We start from the raw sequence: 16,418 nt of genomic DNA, 5'->3' as shown, positions 1-16,418 counted from the left end.
ACTGGGTAATCTTGGTGTCTTTCTTGCTGCTTTGATTCACTCTAAAGACTGAATGTTTGTCGCTGTAAAACGCTAAAGGCTTACCGTGCTGTTCGACATATAAACGTGTTGAAATCATATAGTCAAAGGTTGATTCTGATTCACAGAAGCGTAAATGCTGCAATTTTCCTGTCGCATCATCGATAAACACCAGCAAACAGCACTTAGCAGCGCGTCCTTCAAACCAGTCATGGTGTGAGCCATCAATTTGGATCAGTTCACCAAAGCAATCCCGGTTGTAACGAGGCTGATACGGGCGTTTCAGGCGCTTGGCGCGAGGAATCCACAGATCTGCTGCAATCATCCAGGAACGCAGTGTTTCAACTGAAATATCAAAGCCATGAACGGTGGTGAGCTTTTCATGCGCTAAAGTGGGTCCGAAACCATGGAATTGTTCAGCGACCAGATTGAGGCACTTGAGTCTGAGCTCTTCAGGAAGCCTGGAATTGCTGATTTGGCCACGTGCAGCATGGGCTAATGCAGTTGGACCTTGAGTTTTGTATTTTTGCAATAAACGTCTGATCTGACGTTCTGAAATATGAAGTAGCTGAGCAGCCTGGGGCTGGGTTATGCGTTGATCACAGATTTCTTGCAAGACCGACAATCGTTTAAGTTCTTTATCCGACATAGACACCAACATATCAAACCGTCCGCTAAGAAAATTGCAACAGCGCATATTCTAAAAGCGGACATTTTTACTTTGGAGAAACCGGACATTTCTATTTTGGAGTTACATAGTAGTTTTTACGCGGAATTCCTAAGGTATTCATCTTTTGTCTTATATCTTTATTTTTACCAATAGGTAAAATATATTCATAACCTACATCGAAAAGTAGGTAATTAAGAAAAAATTACAGCGTTTTATAAGCCTTATAGTAACGGGAGAGACTATAGGGCTTTTTATTTATCTTAATATTCATATATCTATGATGAAGCCATGATACTCTGCGATATAAAAAACCGGCTTGAGAATAGACCGGTCTTTTATGATATTTGCTAAAATACTCTTTTGAAATATAAAAAACTAAGCGTGTATAGCACTGGGTCTAGGTGTTTTTTGGGCTTAGTTATTAGCGTTATTTAAATAAGTATAAGTCAATTTTTACCTAATGGATTTGCTTTTCAACTAGTTCCAATTTCTTTAATGCTTGCCCTTTTTTATGATCATTATTAATCTTTACAACTAGAGCTAAAATAAAAACCATCACTATAAAAACAAGGAAAATCAAATGCTTTTTCATCATTAATTCCGTCTTTTGACCTTTAAGAATGCCTTGCTCCTTTGTAAATAGATATGACATAAGGGAAGCACTGATACAAGCCTTTTTAAATGACTTTAGCAACTCGATAGACAGTTGCAACTCCACAATTCACTGCTTTGGCAATTTCTTCCTTAGTCATATTGCCAGATGCTAGCAATTCTTTTATTCGTTTGTGCTTAGCCTCATTGGCTTTCTTACCTGTTGGCTTGTAACCCGAACGTTCCAGGCCCTGCTTAATACGTTCTATACGTTTCTCATTGTCTAGACGGGCCATTGTTGCCAGGAGATCAATCAACATATTGTTGATGAGTTCCAAGATTGAATGAGTAATGCTGTCACTGGTTTGAATCATTTGGTAGGTAGTAGGAAGATCTGCCACAATTAATCGAAGTCCTTTCTCCTGAATCCTGCGCTTCAGCTCTTGAAAATCCTGTTGGGTTAGGCGTGATAATCGGTCAATACTTTCAACCAACAAGGTGTCACCTTGATTTGCTTCTGACAGTAGCTTATTCAATTCAGGTCGGTCTAACTTCGTACCACTATAGTTTTCCACGTACACAATGGTTTCGCCCAAATTCAAGTTTTGGTTTAGATCCTGAAGAATCTGCAAAGCCCTTTCTGCATCTTGATCTTTAGTTGAAGCTCGTAGATAAATACGTGTATTCATTTTTATCATTTAATCTTTAATTCTATTAGATTAATGATAACACTATCATTTAATTATTGCATTAAGTTTAATGATAGATATTTTATGTTATTTGGCTCGTTATCATTCAGCTATAGTCTTTTGATAAAAAAAGCATGACTGGAAGCCATGCCTTGGGAATTCGTATAACGTGTATTATGTTAATTTTAGGGAAATTTAAGAATCTCTATGCAATGGTTTATTCAATATTCTTTGATTTCTTATCTTTTAGGTTAATCAGAAATAGCCAATAACATAAGCCAGGAAATAGAGCCATAAAGATAGTCCATGTATCTGTATACATCTTCCACCACTCTTTCGAAATTTCTCCTGTGTGACTCCATCCAAAAAGAATAAAAAATGGAGTAGCAATAATTATAGAGGCAATACAGATAGTTAATAAATTAAGACTGTTATAACGATTTAAAAGAATTGAGAATATGAAGCTGAAAGGTACAGTCAAAATACAATAAGCCAAGTAGACAAGACCGTGCCCTACAAGAACCACTAAAATCGAGTATAGGCTGTATTCCTGATTCATTACGATAAACAGGACTGCTGTGAAAAAAAGTAGTGGTAAAGGAGAAAGTAAGAGAGCTTTTACTATTTTTTCATTTGAATATTTCACTAATTTAATTCTCTTATCTACTCAATAAATAATAATACTATAACGATTTTATTGGAGGTTTTTTGATTCCATTTAACATAATGGTGGTTATACGCAGTCAAAAATGGGAGCCTAAGCTCCCATTTTTATTGATGATTTTTTAATTCTTTAAGCATGGCATCCCGTAAAATTTTATTCATTCGTGTTTGATAGCCTTTGCCTTGGGCTTTTAGCCACTGCATGACATCTGCATCGATGCGAACCGTAGTTACTTGTTTAGTCGGCTTGTAAAATGGATTTTGCACTGCATTTTTCCAGAAGCTGTCATCAAGTTCAGGAATATCTGAAAAATCGATTTCACTGTCTGGACGTTTAGCTAACGCTTCCAGTCTTGCCTTTTGTTCTTCAGACAAAACAGGAGGATTATTCAAATCCATTTTGTAGGTAACGGTTTTGCTCATATTGTTTCCTCTCTTTTTTCTCTGCCTGTCGTGCCGAAATAATGCGGATATGATCAATCCCATTATGATCTTGTACAGTATGAGCCACTAATAAAACTGTCTGGCCGTGTACGAGACCTATCGCTTGCCAACGATATTCACCATTTTCAAAGCGATCCTGTTTGAAGACGGCATAGGCATCATAAAAAACCAAGGTTGCATCTTCGAAAGCTACACCATGTTTTTTGAGGTTTGTATCTGCTTTATGCTCATCCCATGAAAACTCAATTTCCATAGTTGTATCGCTTTTTGTTAATATAAAAATGTTAATACAAAATTGTAAATTTTGCAAAGTTGTTCCACTTTTTATTGGCAAAATATTACAGAATCGAACATAAAAAAGCCGACTTGTTTCAAAATCGGTTTTTTGGGCATTTTTGGATTTTTCTTGTTTTGTTAAGTATCTGATATTTATATTAATATACAAATGTATTGCGTATAACCACCATTATGTTAAATAGGATTAAATTTAGATGAAATTTCTTTGAATTCTAGTGCTGTCTTTTGGGTGTTGGGAATATGGCCAAACACATATTCATCCTTCGTCTGAAAAAAGAAATCAAAGCTTTGACTCATCAGTGAATCTTGCTGGCTTTGCTTTTGGTAAATCGGAGCGAGACGGTTAATATAGTAATTGATCCATTCTGCTTGATTAGAAAATGCAGCATAGTCTTTTAAATCGGTATAGAGATTCTGTAAATCTGTGGAAATTAATTCAATATTGGGGTTAAACATCCATACCGTGATATCCATTTGTTCAATAGCTGTGAATGTATAAGGTTGTGCGCTATCAAAACGTTCTATCTTATAAAGTTGGGCTCCATTTTCACTATAGTTGCTACAAAGGAGTTTCGTATTCTCGACCTGATAGTGATTTTTCCCTATTTCTAATTCTCTGATTTGTCTTGATATTTCTAAGCATTGAGGAAGCTTTTGAATATTTGAGTTAGCTACTTCTTTGAAAAGGGCTATGGAACGGTGAATTACATAGCTTTCCCCTGTTCCAATAATAATTCCATTATCCCAAGCATGAAGTTTTGATGTTGAGCGTTCAAGAAGCTCATTTGAGTGGTCTTCTTTGAGCACGACTTCTTTATTGTCTGCAGTAACAATAATGCTATCATTCAGTTGGATCGCTATGATGAAAGTCATACTTTGATCAAAAAAATTGAATTATTAGATATTTATTTTAAGCTAAATTAACGCTTAAGTTTTGAATTTTATAAAGATAGGTAGACCTATGGCCGGTGGTTCTCAAATCATAATTAATAAGAATGGGATTACATTCATTACGCCTGCAAAGTTTGAGGCTAAAGCTGGGCAACATCTGTTTAAATCAGGTGAAAAAGTTGCACTTCCAGCAATGGCATTACCACAACCGATCTGTATTGAATGCTTAATGAAAGCAGCCAAAGAAGGTTTGGGGATTGTAAGACGATGAGTTTTCAAAAAAATAATTTAGATCTATGGATTAATAATCAATTTGGTAGTGAACCTTTATTTTTATTGGTCGATGGAGCACAAGTCGAGCATGATAGAATATCCAATTTAGAGCATACCTATGGTCATTGTATTTATCTATTGAAAGGTACTTATGAAGAAGATGCTTATCAATATGGTCCTATCTTGTTTAATTTAAGTGAGTTAAATCAAGATCAGGTAAAAAATCAAATGCAACTAATGCAATCTAAAGATTCTATGATCTTAATTAAAAGTTATTTAGGTATAAAAAATTTAAAAAATAAGTTACTAGAAAATCTCTATATTGAACTTGAAGATGGTGGAGTCGGTATTCTTAGATATTACGATCCACGTGTAATCAATCGTTTTTCTTTGATATTTACCAATGAACAGAAAAATCAATTTATGGATGGTTTAGAATCTATTTCTTATTTACTTAATCACCTTATATATGAGATAAAAAGCGATGCTTAAGCTAAATAAAAATCAAATAGATAGCTTAGAAAAAGTAAAAGATAGAGAAGATTTATGTGAAAAAATTTATAACTACACTTTAGACAACAAAGAATCTTTTCTCGAATATCAAGTTAATTACAGCCTGTTAAAGCAAGAAATTTACACAAGTTTTGATTTACTGATCTCATTGTTATTAACGGATAACGAAGTGATTTCACAGCTTATTGTATGGAATACCATTCTAAAGAAAGATCTTCTTCAGGATCAAGATATACAGAAGTTTATATATGGGTCAAATCTCCGAGGAAAAGATCTGTTGTCGACCTTAGAGTTCCATGAGTTAAGGGAGAATTAGAATGGGATGGGGGTTGCTTATCAATTTAGGACGAGGCTTAGCGACAGCTGGAGGTCGAGGTGCTGTAACAGGTACTGGAGAGATTGTTGTTACACAAGGAGGTAAGACTATTGCTACTGAAGCAGCTAAAGGTATGGCTGCTATAATTTTAGCTAAAGAAGTCAGTAAAGATATAACTAAGCAACAGCGTTGTAATAAATGTGAGCCTTATCAACTAGGTAATAAACATCAAATAAAACGCCCGATGGGTAATGAAATAAATACTCAATATCAAATTAAAATAGCCAACTTGTCGAGTTACCCTCTAACATTTAAGGCTTCAGATCCATATCTTGTTCCAGGAAATAAAAAGCAAACAACAGACATACAGGAATGGACCTTAGCTGGAGTTTCATTTGATGGCTTATGGCCTATGGAATGTATACTTGTTGAAGCCAAAGGCCGTTATGAACAATTTTTAGATCCTAAAAAGAAAGAGTTTATTAGAGATTCTGTATATAAAGGATTAGTTAAGGAAGCTCAAAGCCAAAGAATTGTTAAGGATCGTTTTAAAACAGCTAAGTTGAATTGGTATTTTTATGAACAAGCTGCTAAAAGGCATTTCGATATAGTGAGTCGTAGAGTTGTAACTACAATATTTATGCCTCTATAAAAATAGGATTTAAGAATGAAAGAATTTTTCCTAAGTACACGTATTTTCAAAAAACTTGGGTCATCCGAAAATGAAATTAATGCTCAATTAAAAGATTTAGAGATTTTCATTAAAGATATTGCTGAAATTGATCCTATTTTTTCTAATTGGTATGTGAATAATGCTAGTGAATCTAGTTTTAAAGCCCCTTTGGATTATCCATTTCCTTCAGATATTGCCAAAAACTATCTATTTAATCTGAAAAAAAATGATGATCTAGAAAGCTACTTATTATGGAATGGTTTAGAAGAAAAAGAATCATATGCTAGCTTTAATTTTGATAGTTTTGGTTTAATGATGACGTTTAAAAAAGTTTTAGAAACAGAACAAATTATTGAACTTTTTAAAGCATTTTTAAAGGTATTAAAATTTGAATACATTTATCTAAATAGCTACTTCTTTGGAGATATCAATGTTTTTCCACATCGGTTAGAAACTACTTCTATTTGCTATGTACCCATTAAAGTAGATGAAAAATTAATGCCTCACCTTTACAAAATTGTCGATGTTAATAACGATCTAAATGAAGGCACTATTCTAGTTTTCGATGAGGATTGGTCAGATGAATCTAATGAAATGAAGAAAAAAGTACAAGAAAACTCTTTAGCCTTAGTTGAATTAAACGTTATTCCTGAAGCTGAGTTGCCTGAAAATTTTTTTGAATCATAAAGATTATCTAAAATTAACATAATACACGTTATACGAAGTTGAAATGAAAAATGGAGCTTAAAGCTCCCTTTTTTACTAGTTTTTTTTAAATTGCTAAGCGTAAATTCAGTGCTTTTACGACTTTAATAACAGTATCAAAGCTTGGATTTACATCGCCAGAAAGTGCTTTATAAAGACTTTCTCGACCTAAACCAGTGTCTCTTGATAATTGAGCCATTCCTTTAGCTTTAGCAATATTACCTAAAGCTTTTGCAATGAATGCCGCATCACCATTAGATTCATCGATACAGGCTTGTAGGTAAGCTTGCATATCTTCTTCTGTTTTAAGATGTTCAGCACTGTCCCATTTGCGAAGTTTGATAGCCATTTACAGCTCCTCCTCTAAATCTTGTGCTAATTGTAGGGCAAGTTTTATATCTTTACTTTGCGTAGACTTGTCTCCGCCTGCTAAAAGAATAACGACCCTTTGCCCTTGCTTACAGTAATAGATCCTGTAGCCAGGTCCAAAGAAGAAACGTAATTCAGAAACACCTTCACCTACTGGTTCAGTATCTCCAAAGTTTCCATCTTCAACCCGATCAATTCGGACTTGTATACGTCTTTTTGCCTGCAGGTCTTTTAACTTAGTAAACCAGTCATCAAAGACTTCAGTGGTATATATTGAGTACATAAGAGTAATGTATCCTATAGGATACATTTATGCAAGAAATAAACTTGAATGTATGGGGCTACAACAGAATTTCGTATAACCACCATTATGTTAAATAGATAGCAGTTGGGAGATTATTTATTCTTTCAATAGACAAAAACTTGCGGAATTTTTCTTAATTTGTAATCCTTGCGGCCAAGGGTGTCTAGCGTAGCTAAGACAGGTATTCGTTATAGTCGGGCCGCTATAATACGGATGACGAGTGCCTGTATGTTTAACCTAAATATCTTTAACAAGATCTCTAGCGAAGTATTGACCATCAAAAATGATCTTGAGCTGAATTCTGAAAATCAACTGATAACTAAGTATAAGACTTCTACTTCTGAAGATTATAAACAGGCTATTGTTTTGATTTTTAAAGAACGTGGCTATACACGTTTGGAAATAGGTCAATTACTTGGGGAGCCAAAAGCTTCATAAAATACCGATTAAACAAAGCTTGGATATAACATCCAGGCTTTATAAAAAAGTACCTAGCTGTTACCCTTGTCCTGATTTTTTTACTCTAAAACGTTCTTTCATCTTATGACACTTACGCCACCTTAAGTTTATTTATCGTCTTAAATCTGTAAATAACTCATCACTGTCTAGTGATGTGGTGTAGTCGTTTGTGTGTTGTATATATCACATCACTAGCCTATCTGAAAAATTAAAAAACAGGCTATGTTTATGTTATCTAATGTCCGAGAACAGTGGTTCTCTAACATCCGTGGGGATGTACTTGCCGGATTAGTCGTCGGTCTTGCACTCATCCCTGAAGCCATCGCATTTTCAATTATTGCAGGTGTAGATCCTAAAGTTGGTCTATACGCATCCTTCTGTATTGCCGTCGTGATTTCTTTCGTAGGTGGTCGTCCTGCCATGATTTCAGCAGCCACTGGTGCAATGGCGCTGCTTATGGTCACATTGGTCAAAGAGCATGGGCTTGAATATCTGCTGGCAGCAACAATTTTGACAGGCGTGATTCAAATATTGGCAGGCTATTTAAAGCTCGCCAAGTTAATGCGGTTTGTATCTAAATCTGTGGTTATTGGATTCGTAAATGCGTTAGCGATCTTAATTTTCATGGCTCAATTGCCTGAACTGATTAATGTGACCTGGCATGTATATGCTTTTGTTGCTTTAGGTTTAGCAATTATTTATCTATTCCCTCTGGTTCCCAAATTAGGAAAATTACTCCCTTCTCCACTAGTCTGCATCATTGCAATCACATTATTGGCAATCGCTTTAGGAATTGATGTACGGACCGTGGGCGATATGGGGTCTTTACCTGACACACTTCCAATGTTCTTGATTCCAGATATTCCTTTGAATATTGAAACATTGATGATTATTTTGCCTTATTCAGTCGCACTGGCGGCTGTAGGTTTACTTGAATCGATGATGACAGCAACTATCGTGGATGAAATGACTGATACGCCAAGTGATAAATATCAGGAATGTAAGGGACAAGGGATTGCGAATATTGCTTCTGGCTTTATGGGTGGCATGGCCGGTTGTGCAATGATTGGTCAATCTATGATTAACGTAAAATCAGGTGGCCTTACACGCTTATCAACATTCTCTGCGGGCATTTTTCTTCTTATTCTGGTTGTATTTATCAGCGACTGGCTCAAAGTGATTCCAATGGCTGCATTGGTAGCGGTAATGATAATGGTCTCTATCAGTACCTTTGAATGGAGTTCTGTCACTCAGTTAAAAGATAATCCTAAGAGTAGTAATATCGTCATGATTGCGACGGTGATTGTAGTTGTTGCTACGCATAACCTGGCTTTGGGTGTGTTAACAGGCGTATTACTTTCAGCCTTGTTCCTGGCGAATAAACTTGAAAATGATATCCAGGTGACAGCATCTTTTGAAGGAATGGCCCGTTTATATGAGTTGAGAGGTCAGATCTTCTTTAGTTCTTCTGAAAAATTCATGCAAGGTTTTGACTTTAAAGAGGATGTAAAGGAGGTGATTATTGATTTGACCCATTCTCACATTTGGGATGTAACATCAGTCGCCATGCTTGATTCTGTTGTAAATAAATTTCAAAAGAATGGTGCGAATGTCACAGTACGTGGTCTAAATGAAGCCAGTTCGATCATGATTGATAAGTATGGGACACATGCCAGAATTTAAGTTTTAAAAATTCTATATTTATATAGAATTTCTAAAATTAACATAATACACCTTATACGAATCTAAAAATGGGAGCCTTTAGCTCCCATTTTTACTATATTTTTAAAGTTTTAAGCGTGTTGTACTGTGAGTTTTAAGCCTAAAGCATTTACTACACGATTAATCGTATCAAAACGTGGTGCTGAATCCTGACGTAGGGCTTTGTAGAGTGCTTCACGCCCAATCCCTGCTTCTTTAGCGATTTGAGTCATGCCACGAGCTTTAGCAATAACACCAAGTGCATGGGCTAATTCAGCTGGATCATTTTCTTCAAGAACCATATTGAGATACATCACAATGTCTTCTTCAGTTTTGAGCGACTCAGCCATATCAAAACTTGGTAAATCAGCGACTTTAACCATTTTAATCCTCCAATGTTTTCGATAGTTTGACTGCCCGATCGATGTCTTGTTGTTGAGTTGATTTATCTCCACCACCAAGCATTACAATCACAACGTCACCATGTTGGATGTAATACATCCTCCATCCAGAACCGAAGAATTCTCTCATTTCCCAAACGCCATCTTGGAGAGGTTTAATGTCTCCCCAGTTTCCACGTTGAACCTTATCTAATCGACGATTCAGGCGGATACGGGTCATATTGTCTTTAATGCCATCCAACCATTCATCAAATTCTGGAAGACGTTTAATTTCAATCATGAGGATTCCTTATCTTCTCACTATATTGTATTCGATCGAATACAATATGCAAGTAATTTATACGAACATCCATTAATTTCGTATAACACCATTATGTTAAATACATAATTTTTTTGGTTAAAATTTAAACTTTTTTACTGTTTTTCAGGCAAGATGCATATTTTTTTGAAGCCATACTTTCCTTGTCAGATGTTCAAACATTTTAAGGAGAAAGCAATGACACAAACAGCGAATGATCAACGTGCTACAGTAAAAAATCCTAATAATATTCAACATGCGCAGAATCAGGACAACCGTAGCCGACAATTGAATCCTAATCATAAACCTACGAAATCTAAATAAGGATGAAAACTATGAGCACAGCAGGTTGGCCTAGTACTACTGGAAATCCATCAGGTGGTGGCCGAGACAATAATCCACCTCGTAAATAAAAATTTATTTATCTTGTAATATCAATTCAGAAGGCCAAAGATATTGGCCTTCTGAAGGATATTTCTTCAGGAAGGCTTCCCATATCACGATAAAATCTTCTGATGTAGCTAACGTAGAAACGCTGGCTGTTTTTTGAAAATGTTTATAATAAAAGTCTTGCCAAAAATATATTAACCATAGGCCAGCTATGGCATTAATACTTTCAAACCACTTATCTTCTGGAAGTTCATTTTTCAGGAATAAATAATTCTCTTCTGAGACTTGTTCATAAATTTCATCATTTTTAAACTCACCATAAGGTAGACCTAGGAACTCATAGACTTCATTCAAGTAGCATAGTCTTCTGTTTTCTCTAACTTTTTTAATTAGTTGTATAAATTCTTTAATTTGTTCATCTTCGAGAGAAGGATCTAACCATTGCTCAAAACCATTAGTTGGAGGAATAGTCTTCAGAATCTCGACTTTATGTCCTTTTGTTGCTTCAAACTTTGCATTTATCTTTAAGATAAATAAAAGAAAATCTGTAAAAGTTTTTGATGGGAAGTATGGTCGTTTATTTTTAAACTTAAACTTTAATGCTTGGTTTAGTGAGATTGATTGGAATCCCCACTTCTTAGAAATTAAATGATCTAAGTGAATTAAAATTAGCAGTATATTGACGCCAGAATTTCTAAGCATCTCATGACTAATAATATTCTTTAAATCACCGTTAAAGCTAAAGTTATTTACCAGAAAATCATGTAGTTTGCAGACATCTTCATATAAAAAATTATTTTTTTCTAATTCTGAAAATAGCTTTATATGCTCATTCCAATAAAAAAAATCGTTATTCTTAATTGGATATAGTTCTAAGATTTTTAAGCAGTATGCAAAATTATAGTTTTCTTCATCTACAGCTAAAGAAGTTGCTGAATTAAGTACGAAAAACCCCATTTCTGAAGCAAATTCGGATTTAATTTTAACTTTAGCTATTTCATCATTTTTAAATGGAACATTAGTATATTTTTTCTCAATTTTACCTAGTTTCTTAGCCAGGTTTTTATCCATATTTTTCAATATTAAACAGTAGAATTCTAAAGGATTCATGGATGCCCTAATTTTTTAAAAAATCTAAAATTAACATAATACACCTTATACGAAATGCGTTTGTAACTCCAAAATAGAAATGTCCGGTTTCTCCAAAGTAAAAATGTCCGCTTTTAGAATATGCGCTTTTGCGATTATCGAAGCGGACGGTTTGATATGTTGGTGTCTATGTCGGATAAAGAACTTAAACGATTGTCGGTCGTGCAGGAAATCTGCGATCAACGCATAACTCAATCCCAGGCTGCTCAGCTACTTCATATTTCAGAACGTCAGATCAGGCGTTTACTGCAAAAATACAAAGCTCAAGGCCCAGCTGCATTAGCCCATGCCGGTCGTGGTCAAACCAGCAATTCCAGGCTTCCTGAAGAACTCAGGCTCAAGTGCCTCAATATGGTTGCTGAGCAATTCCATGGTTTCGGACCCACTTTAGCGCATGAAAAGCTGACTACCATTCATGGATTCGATATTTCAGTGGAAACCCTGCGTTCCTGGATGATTGCAGCCGATTTATGGATTCCTCGCTCCAAACGCCTGAAACGCCCATATCAGCCTCGTTATAACCGGGACTGTTATGGTGAACTGATCCAAATTGATGGCTCACATCATGACTGGTTTGAAGGAAGAGCCCCTAAATGCTGTCTATTGGTGTTTATCGATGACGCCACAGGAAAATTGCAGCACTTACGCTTCTGTGAGTCAGAATCAGCCTTTGACTATATGATTTCAACACGTTTGTATGTTGAGCAGCATGGTAAGCCTTTAGCCTTCTACAGCGATAAACATTCAGTCTTCAGGGTGAATCAAAGCAGCAAGAAAGACACCAAGATTACGCAATTTGGGCGCGTACTCAGCACCCTGAATATCGATATTATCTTCGCTAATTCACCACAGGCCAAAGGCCGTGTAGAACGAGCCAATAGAACGCTTCAGGACCGTCTGATCAAAGAAATGCGCCTGGAAGGCATCTGTTCGATTGAACAAGCGAATGCCTGGCTACCCTGCTTCATTGAGCAATTCAATCAGAAGTTTGCCAAGATGGCCTTTAATCCCAAGGATCTACACCGGACTGTCACTGAAACAGCCGAAGAATTAGATGATATTTTTACCTGGCGTGAACCCCGCAGAGTCACGAATAGCCTGACGATTACTTATGATAAATGCGTATATCTCCTGGAAAACACGGAAGAAAACCAAAGATTGATTAGTAAGTATCTTGAGTTCCTGGAATACCCGGATGGTACAGTCGCGATTGAATATCAGGGAAGAAAAATCAATTACAGCATCTTCGATAAATTAAGTCAGCTTAACCAGCGAGAGATTGTTGAGAATAAACGTTTAGGTGCAGTTCTCAATCATATTCAACAACAGCATGAAGAATTGGAACAGCAAAACAAACGTAATCGTTCTCAATCTATGCCAAGCAGACGTGCACAGAAGACAGTAATCAAAGAACGAAATCTGAATCCTGTGCTTGACTTGGAAATGTCTGTATAGGACATTTCTATTTGGTTTTAAGGTAGGACATTACTACTTAGGAATAACAGCGTTATAATTCTCTATAGAAATCAATGCTGTAGTTTCTAGTTGATAGCCCATCTTCCCCAAGGTGGGCTTTTTTTATGATTTTTCACGTTCCACGCTTATTATTTAATCAAAAGACCTCTTGCGAAAGTATAGTTTATCTAATTTTTGAATTGGCTAAAACCTCATAAAATATAGCTTTTGGCTGCTTAAAATTTGACTAACGCAAGAATTCTAAAGTTTCTCAACTTTGATTAGCTCAAATAAATACCATTTCTCTTTTTCTAGGTCTCTTTAAATCACGAATTATGTAACTATAGAGTATAGCCTAACGGAACAAAATAAAGTCTTAAAAAGCAACTCAAAAACCGTATTTATAGACTTAATATTTAATTTCGGTACAATATGTATTTAATTATCTAAACTCTAACGGTACAGAATGCCTAATCAGGTCGGATATATTCGAGTCAGTTCAACTGAACAAAATACTGAACGTCAATTAGATGGAATCAGCCTGGATAAGACCTTTACTGAAAAGGCAAGCGGTGGTAGCCGTGAACGTCCTCAGTTAAATGCAATGCTCGACTATCTGCGTGAAGGTGATACGGTGCATGTTCATAGTATTGATCGTCTGGCACGTAATACAAATGATCTGAACGAAATTGTGAATAGTCTGAATGATCGTGGTATAACCATTATTTTTCATAAAGAGAATTTGACCTTCAGTCATGATGTAGCACAATCGGCAATAAATAAACTCATGTTTCAGATGCTTGCTGCATTTGCAGAGTTTGAACGCTCCATGATCCGTGAGCGTCAAAAGGAAGGAATTGCAAAAGCCAAAGCGAAGGGCTTATATAAGGGAAGAAAGCGGAAGGTTGACTATGTTGAAATACGAAAAGCAATGGCTGAAGAAAATTCAACATTTAGAGGTGTTGCAGAAAAGTTTAAAGTAGGGATAGCAACAGTACAAAGAGCTTTAAAAGAAGAAACTAATAATCAATAAGGTTGATTAATGAAGACGCTTAGATATTCAAATTTAGAAAAGATCATGACCATTTATACTGAAATTTCTACTTATATTACATTTCATAATGCGACTGGTTTAACAGATATAAATAAATCAATGGAAGATTTTTGAACCGTACCGGGTTTGTCGGAGACCAAGCTTTCTGAGAGAATGTCCCGATGAAAAAAGTAAAATATACCCCTGAAATCAGAGAAAGAGCGGTTCAATTATTGATTGAATCCGAGAAAGATTATCCATCGAATTGGGCTGCGATCACCGCTATTGCTCCCTGAGCAGTATACTGCGCAAGGGTTGTACTCCTGAAACACTACGTGTTTGGTATCAAAAATATTTAGATAAACAAAATCCAGTTAAAGTACAGCAGCTTTCAGACCAAGAACGTATCAAACAACTCGAACGCGAAAATAAAGAACTGCAACGCGCCAATGAAATTCTACGTAAAGCAGCCGCTTTTTTCGCCCAGGCGGAGCTCGACCGCCCACACAAATAATGGTGGATTTTATCCATAATAATAAAGAGCTGTACGGAGTCGAGGCGATTTGTAGAATTTTACCGATCGCACCTTCAACCTATTACCGGACTCTAGATCTCTGCGAAAATCCAGAACATCGAGCAAAGCGAGATTTACATGACTTGCATCATGCTGAGGAGATTAAACGAATTTGGAAGGAAAGTTCAGGTCGGTATGGTGTACGTAAAGTCTGGCAAAAACTGAAACGTGAAGGCTATATTATTGCGCGCTGTACTGTTGCTCGATTAATGCAAAAGCTAGGTATAAAAGGTGTTTGGCGTGGTAAGAACAAACAAACCACCCGTAGCCGAGATGATCAAAAACGAGCGGATGACTTGGTAAAACGTAATTTTACTGCTGATCATCCTGACCAACTGTGGGTGAGTGACTTTACGTATATTCAAACAAATTCAGGCTGGGTTTATACTGCATTTATTATTGATGTGTTCTCACGAGCAATTGTTGGATGGAAAGTATCGACACGGATGAATACAGATATGGTGCTCGATGCATTGGAGCAAGCATTTAGGGCGGCAGAGGGGGCTGGAACGCTGAGTGCGCCCATGCCGCATTGCAAAGCAAAAGATAATCGGATAAAATGTAGCAATTCATATTCGTAAGCGTGGAGTAATCAGATGGGAAATTCCAAGTCAGCAGACAAGTAAGCCGCAACAACCAGTATTGTTGTTGCGGCGCTCTGTAAGGCTAGTCTCATCTGATTGCTGACGAGCAGACGTCGCCCGGTATTCCTTAATCGAGGGTTGATTCGTCATGACCACCACACGCCCCGCGTGGGCCTATACGCTGCCGGCAGCACTGCTGCTGATGGCTCCTTTCGACATCCTCGCTTCACTGGCGATGGATATTTATCTCCCTGTCGTTCCAGCGATGCCCGGCATCCTGAACACGACGCCCGCTATGATCCAACTCACGTTGAGCCTCTATATGGTGATGCTCGGCGTGGGCCAGGTGATTTTTGGTCCGCTCTCAGACAGAATCGGGCGACGGCCAATTCTACTTGCGGGCGCAACGGCTTTCGTCATTGCGTCTCTGGGAGCAGCTTGGTCTTCAACTGCACCGGCCTTTGTCGCTTTCCGTCTACTTCAAGCAGTGGGCGCGTCGGCCATGCTGGTGGCGACGTTCGCGACGGTTCGCGACGTTTATGCCAACCGTCCTGAGGGTGTCGTCATCTACGGCCTTTTCAGTTCGATGCTGGCGTTCGTGCCTGCGCTCGGCCCTATCGCCGGAGTATTGATCGGCGAGTTCTTGGGATGGCAGGCGATATTCATTACTTTGGCTATACTGGCGATGCTCGCACTCCTAAATGCGGGTTTCAGGTGGCACGAAACCCGCCCTCTGGATCAAGTCAAGACGCGCCGATCTGTCTTGCCGATCTTCGCGAGTCCGGCTTTTTGGGTTTACACTGTCGGCTTTAGCGCCGGTATGGGCACCTACTTCGTCTTCTTCTCGACGGCTCCCCGTGTGCTCATAGGCCAAGCGGAATATTCCGAGATCGGATTCAGCTTTGCCTTCGCCACTGTCGCGCTTGTAATGATCGTGACAACCCGTTTCGCGAAGTCC

22 protein-coding genes, 1 pseudogene and 1 other annotated feature are annotated in these 16,418 nt (G+C 37.3%); of the genes and pseudogenes, 12 read left to right on the top strand and 11 right to left on the bottom strand.

All coding sequences use genetic code 11. The annotated features are described in order from the left end of the window. From FTV03_RS14435 to FTV03_RS14410, 6 genes are all read right to left on the bottom strand, one after another. Nucleotides 1-667: ISNCY family transposase (locus FTV03_RS14435; protein ID WP_180041911.1), on the bottom strand; the 667-nt coding region annotated here is incomplete at its 3' end. 698 nt (nucleotides 668-1,365) lie between these two features. After that, complete coding sequence (locus FTV03_RS14430) at nucleotides 1,366-1,977, bottom strand: recombinase family protein (RefSeq protein ID WP_010700378.1); 612 nt, start codon at nucleotides 1,975-1,977, stop codon at nucleotides 1,366-1,368. 208 nt (nucleotides 1,978-2,185) lie between these two features. After that, nucleotides 2,186-2,614: a hypothetical protein gene (locus FTV03_RS14425; RefSeq protein ID WP_000877730.1), complete on the bottom strand. Its 429-nt coding sequence runs from the start codon at nucleotides 2,612-2,614 to the stop codon at nucleotides 2,186-2,188. Between the two features lie 125 nt (nucleotides 2,615-2,739). Further along, a complete protein-coding gene (locus FTV03_RS14420; RefSeq protein WP_038350244.1) occupies nucleotides 2,740-3,054 on the bottom strand; it encodes a BrnA antitoxin family protein in 315 nt (104 codons plus the stop codon). Then, nucleotides 3,017-3,328, bottom strand: coding sequence for a BrnT family toxin (locus FTV03_RS14415; protein WP_004728473.1), 312 nt, complete (start codon nucleotides 3,326-3,328; stop codon nucleotides 3,017-3,019). Before FTV03_RS14415 ends, FTV03_RS14420 begins: the two co-directional genes overlap by 38 nt. Before the next feature lie 218 nt (nucleotides 3,329-3,546). Then, nucleotides 3,547-4,245: a hypothetical protein gene (locus FTV03_RS14410; protein WP_180041909.1), complete on the bottom strand. Its 699-nt coding sequence runs from the start codon at nucleotides 4,243-4,245 to the stop codon at nucleotides 3,547-3,549. 88 nt (nucleotides 4,246-4,333) lie between these two features. Between FTV03_RS14410 and FTV03_RS18100 the strand changes: the two genes are divergently transcribed. The 5 genes from FTV03_RS18100 to FTV03_RS14385 are packed head-to-tail and all read left to right on the top strand — an operon-like array spanning nucleotide 4,334 to nucleotide 6,725. After that, nucleotides 4,334-4,534: a hypothetical protein gene (locus FTV03_RS18100; protein ID WP_180041907.1), complete on the top strand. Its 201-nt coding sequence runs from the start codon at nucleotides 4,334-4,336 to the stop codon at nucleotides 4,532-4,534. Then, a complete protein-coding gene (locus tag FTV03_RS14400) occupies nucleotides 4,531-5,028 on the top strand; it encodes a DUF4123 domain-containing protein (protein WP_180041906.1) in 498 nt (165 codons plus the stop codon). The genes FTV03_RS18100 and FTV03_RS14400 overlap by 4 nt, the downstream gene beginning before the upstream one ends. Continuing rightward, entirely contained in the window at nucleotides 5,021-5,365 is a 345-nt protein-coding gene (locus FTV03_RS14395; RefSeq protein ID WP_180041904.1) for a hypothetical protein, read from the top strand. Before FTV03_RS14400 ends, FTV03_RS14395 begins: the two co-directional genes overlap by 8 nt. A 1-nt stretch (nucleotide 5,366) precedes the next feature. Further along, nucleotides 5,367-6,017 (top strand): Tox-REase-5 domain-containing protein, encoded by a 651-nt coding sequence (locus FTV03_RS14390; protein ID WP_180041902.1) that lies wholly within the window; start codon nucleotides 5,367-5,369, stop codon nucleotides 6,015-6,017. 15 nt (nucleotides 6,018-6,032) lie between these two features. Next, entirely contained in the window at nucleotides 6,033-6,725 is a 693-nt protein-coding gene (locus tag FTV03_RS14385; RefSeq protein WP_180041900.1) for a hypothetical protein, read from the top strand. A gap of 85 nt (nucleotides 6,726-6,810) precedes the next feature. Here FTV03_RS14385 and FTV03_RS14380 read toward each other — a convergent pair whose 3' ends face one another. Together FTV03_RS14380 and FTV03_RS14375 are read right to left on the bottom strand one after the other, a co-directional pair. Then, the gene (locus FTV03_RS14380) at nucleotides 6,811-7,092 is read right to left on the bottom strand and encodes an addiction module antidote protein (RefSeq protein WP_000985610.1); all 282 of its coding nucleotides are present in this window, start codon (nucleotides 7,090-7,092) and stop codon (nucleotides 6,811-6,813) included. Continuing rightward, nucleotides 7,093-7,395, bottom strand: a complete 303-nt coding sequence (locus FTV03_RS14375; RefSeq protein WP_154320144.1) for a type II toxin-antitoxin system RelE/ParE family toxin — start codon at nucleotides 7,393-7,395, stop codon at nucleotides 7,093-7,095. Nucleotides 7,396-7,644: 249 nt separating this feature from the next. Here FTV03_RS14375 and FTV03_RS14370 point away from each other — a divergent pair, with 249 nt between their 5' ends. Together FTV03_RS14370 and FTV03_RS14365 are read left to right on the top strand one after the other, a co-directional pair. Further along, the gene (locus FTV03_RS14370) at nucleotides 7,645-7,854 is read left to right on the top strand and encodes a hypothetical protein (protein WP_004976362.1); all 210 of its coding nucleotides are present in this window, start codon (nucleotides 7,645-7,647) and stop codon (nucleotides 7,852-7,854) included. Between the two features lie 249 nt (nucleotides 7,855-8,103). Continuing rightward, on the top strand, nucleotides 8,104-9,558 hold the full coding sequence (locus FTV03_RS14365) for a SulP family inorganic anion transporter (protein ID WP_026438532.1): 1,455 nt from the start codon (nucleotides 8,104-8,106) through the stop codon (nucleotides 9,556-9,558). 110 nt (nucleotides 9,559-9,668) lie between these two features. Here FTV03_RS14365 and FTV03_RS14360 read toward each other — a convergent pair whose 3' ends face one another. Both FTV03_RS14360 and FTV03_RS14355 read right to left on the bottom strand, forming a co-directional pair. Further along, nucleotides 9,669-9,959, bottom strand: coding sequence for an addiction module antidote protein (locus FTV03_RS14360; protein ID WP_004969304.1), 291 nt, complete (start codon nucleotides 9,957-9,959; stop codon nucleotides 9,669-9,671). 1 nt (nucleotide 9,960) lies between these two features. Beyond that, nucleotides 9,961-10,257, bottom strand: coding sequence for a type II toxin-antitoxin system RelE/ParE family toxin (locus FTV03_RS14355; RefSeq protein WP_004647749.1), 297 nt, complete (start codon nucleotides 10,255-10,257; stop codon nucleotides 9,961-9,963). 216 nt (nucleotides 10,258-10,473) lie between these two features. On the opposite strand from FTV03_RS14355, the gene FTV03_RS18000 reads away from it, so the two are divergent. Next, complete coding sequence (locus tag FTV03_RS18000; protein ID WP_004969301.1) at nucleotides 10,474-10,599, top strand: hypothetical protein; 126 nt, start codon at nucleotides 10,474-10,476, stop codon at nucleotides 10,597-10,599. Between the two features lie 93 nt (nucleotides 10,600-10,692). Here FTV03_RS18000 and FTV03_RS14350 read toward each other — a convergent pair whose 3' ends face one another. After that, nucleotides 10,693-11,775 (bottom strand): hypothetical protein, encoded by a 1,083-nt coding sequence (locus FTV03_RS14350; RefSeq protein ID WP_004969299.1) that lies wholly within the window; start codon nucleotides 11,773-11,775, stop codon nucleotides 10,693-10,695. 168 nt (nucleotides 11,776-11,943) lie between these two features. Here FTV03_RS14350 and FTV03_RS14345 point away from each other — a divergent pair, with 168 nt between their 5' ends. From FTV03_RS14345 to cml, 4 genes and pseudogenes are all read left to right on the top strand, one after another. After that, on the top strand, nucleotides 11,944-13,269 hold the full coding sequence (locus FTV03_RS14345; RefSeq protein ID WP_179989167.1) for an ISNCY family transposase: 1,326 nt from the start codon (nucleotides 11,944-11,946) through the stop codon (nucleotides 13,267-13,269). Nucleotides 13,270-13,735: 466 nt separating this feature from the next. Further along, the gene (locus FTV03_RS14340) at nucleotides 13,736-14,302 is read left to right on the top strand and encodes a recombinase family protein (protein WP_006581699.1); all 567 of its coding nucleotides are present in this window, start codon (nucleotides 13,736-13,738) and stop codon (nucleotides 14,300-14,302) included. 182 nt (nucleotides 14,303-14,484) lie between these two features. Further along, a pseudogene (locus FTV03_RS14335) lies at nucleotides 14,485-15,457 on the top strand (IS3 family transposase). Then, nucleotides 14,774-14,890, top strand: a sequence feature (AL1L pseudoknot). Its footprint overlaps the pseudogene before it by 117 nt. A 151-nt stretch (nucleotides 15,458-15,608) precedes the next feature. Then, on the top strand, nucleotides 15,609-16,418 hold an 810-nt coding region (gene cml, locus FTV03_RS14330), incomplete at its 3' end, for a CmlA/FloR family chloramphenicol efflux MFS transporter (RefSeq protein WP_180012496.1).

This window comes from Acinetobacter sp. YH12218 (assembly GCF_013417925.1).
GTDB classification, from domain to species: domain Bacteria; phylum Pseudomonadota; class Gammaproteobacteria; order Pseudomonadales; family Moraxellaceae; genus Acinetobacter; species Acinetobacter amyesii.
The sequence above is the reverse complement of the archived record's forward strand: the minus strand, read 5'-3'. Positions and strand labels throughout refer to the sequence as shown.

Coding starts and splice junctions, on each gene's coding strand:
- FTV03_RS14430 (WP_010700378.1), bottom strand. CDS start 1,977: ATGATAAAAATGAATACACGTATTTATCTACGAGCTTCAACTAAAGAT.
- FTV03_RS14420 (WP_038350244.1), bottom strand. CDS start 3,054: ATGAGCAAAACCGTTACCTACAAAATGGATTTGAATAATCCTCCTGTT.
- FTV03_RS14415 (WP_004728473.1), bottom strand. CDS start 3,328: ATGGAAATTGAGTTTTCATGGGATGAGCATAAAGCAGATACAAACCTC.
- FTV03_RS14410 (WP_180041909.1), bottom strand. CDS start 4,245: ATGACTTTCATCATAGCGATCCAACTGAATGATAGCATTATTGTTACT.
- FTV03_RS18100 (WP_180041907.1), top strand. CDS start 4,334: ATGGCCGGTGGTTCTCAAATCATAATTAATAAGAATGGGATTACATTC.
- FTV03_RS14400 (WP_180041906.1), top strand. CDS start 4,531: ATGAGTTTTCAAAAAAATAATTTAGATCTATGGATTAATAATCAATTT.
- FTV03_RS14395 (WP_180041904.1), top strand. CDS start 5,021: ATGCTTAAGCTAAATAAAAATCAAATAGATAGCTTAGAAAAAGTAAAA.
- FTV03_RS14390 (WP_180041902.1), top strand. CDS start 5,367: ATGGGATGGGGGTTGCTTATCAATTTAGGACGAGGCTTAGCGACAGCT.
- FTV03_RS14385 (WP_180041900.1), top strand. CDS start 6,033: ATGAAAGAATTTTTCCTAAGTACACGTATTTTCAAAAAACTTGGGTCA.
- FTV03_RS14380 (WP_000985610.1), bottom strand. CDS start 7,092: ATGGCTATCAAACTTCGCAAATGGGACAGTGCTGAACATCTTAAAACA.
- FTV03_RS14375 (WP_154320144.1), bottom strand. CDS start 7,395: ATGTACTCAATATATACCACTGAAGTCTTTGATGACTGGTTTACTAAG.
- FTV03_RS14370 (WP_004976362.1), top strand. CDS start 7,645: ATGTTTAACCTAAATATCTTTAACAAGATCTCTAGCGAAGTATTGACC.
- FTV03_RS14365 (WP_026438532.1), top strand. CDS start 8,104: ATGTTATCTAATGTCCGAGAACAGTGGTTCTCTAACATCCGTGGGGAT.
- FTV03_RS14360 (WP_004969304.1), bottom strand. CDS start 9,959: ATGGTTAAAGTCGCTGATTTACCAAGTTTTGATATGGCTGAGTCGCTC.
- FTV03_RS14355 (WP_004647749.1), bottom strand. CDS start 10,257: ATGATTGAAATTAAACGTCTTCCAGAATTTGATGAATGGTTGGATGGC.
- FTV03_RS18000 (WP_004969301.1), top strand. CDS start 10,474: ATGACACAAACAGCGAATGATCAACGTGCTACAGTAAAAAATCCTAAT.
- FTV03_RS14350 (WP_004969299.1), bottom strand. CDS start 11,775: ATGAATCCTTTAGAATTCTACTGTTTAATATTGAAAAATATGGATAAA.
- FTV03_RS14345 (WP_179989167.1), top strand. CDS start 11,944: ATGTCGGATAAAGAACTTAAACGATTGTCGGTCGTGCAGGAAATCTGC.
- FTV03_RS14340 (WP_006581699.1), top strand. CDS start 13,736: ATGCCTAATCAGGTCGGATATATTCGAGTCAGTTCAACTGAACAAAAT.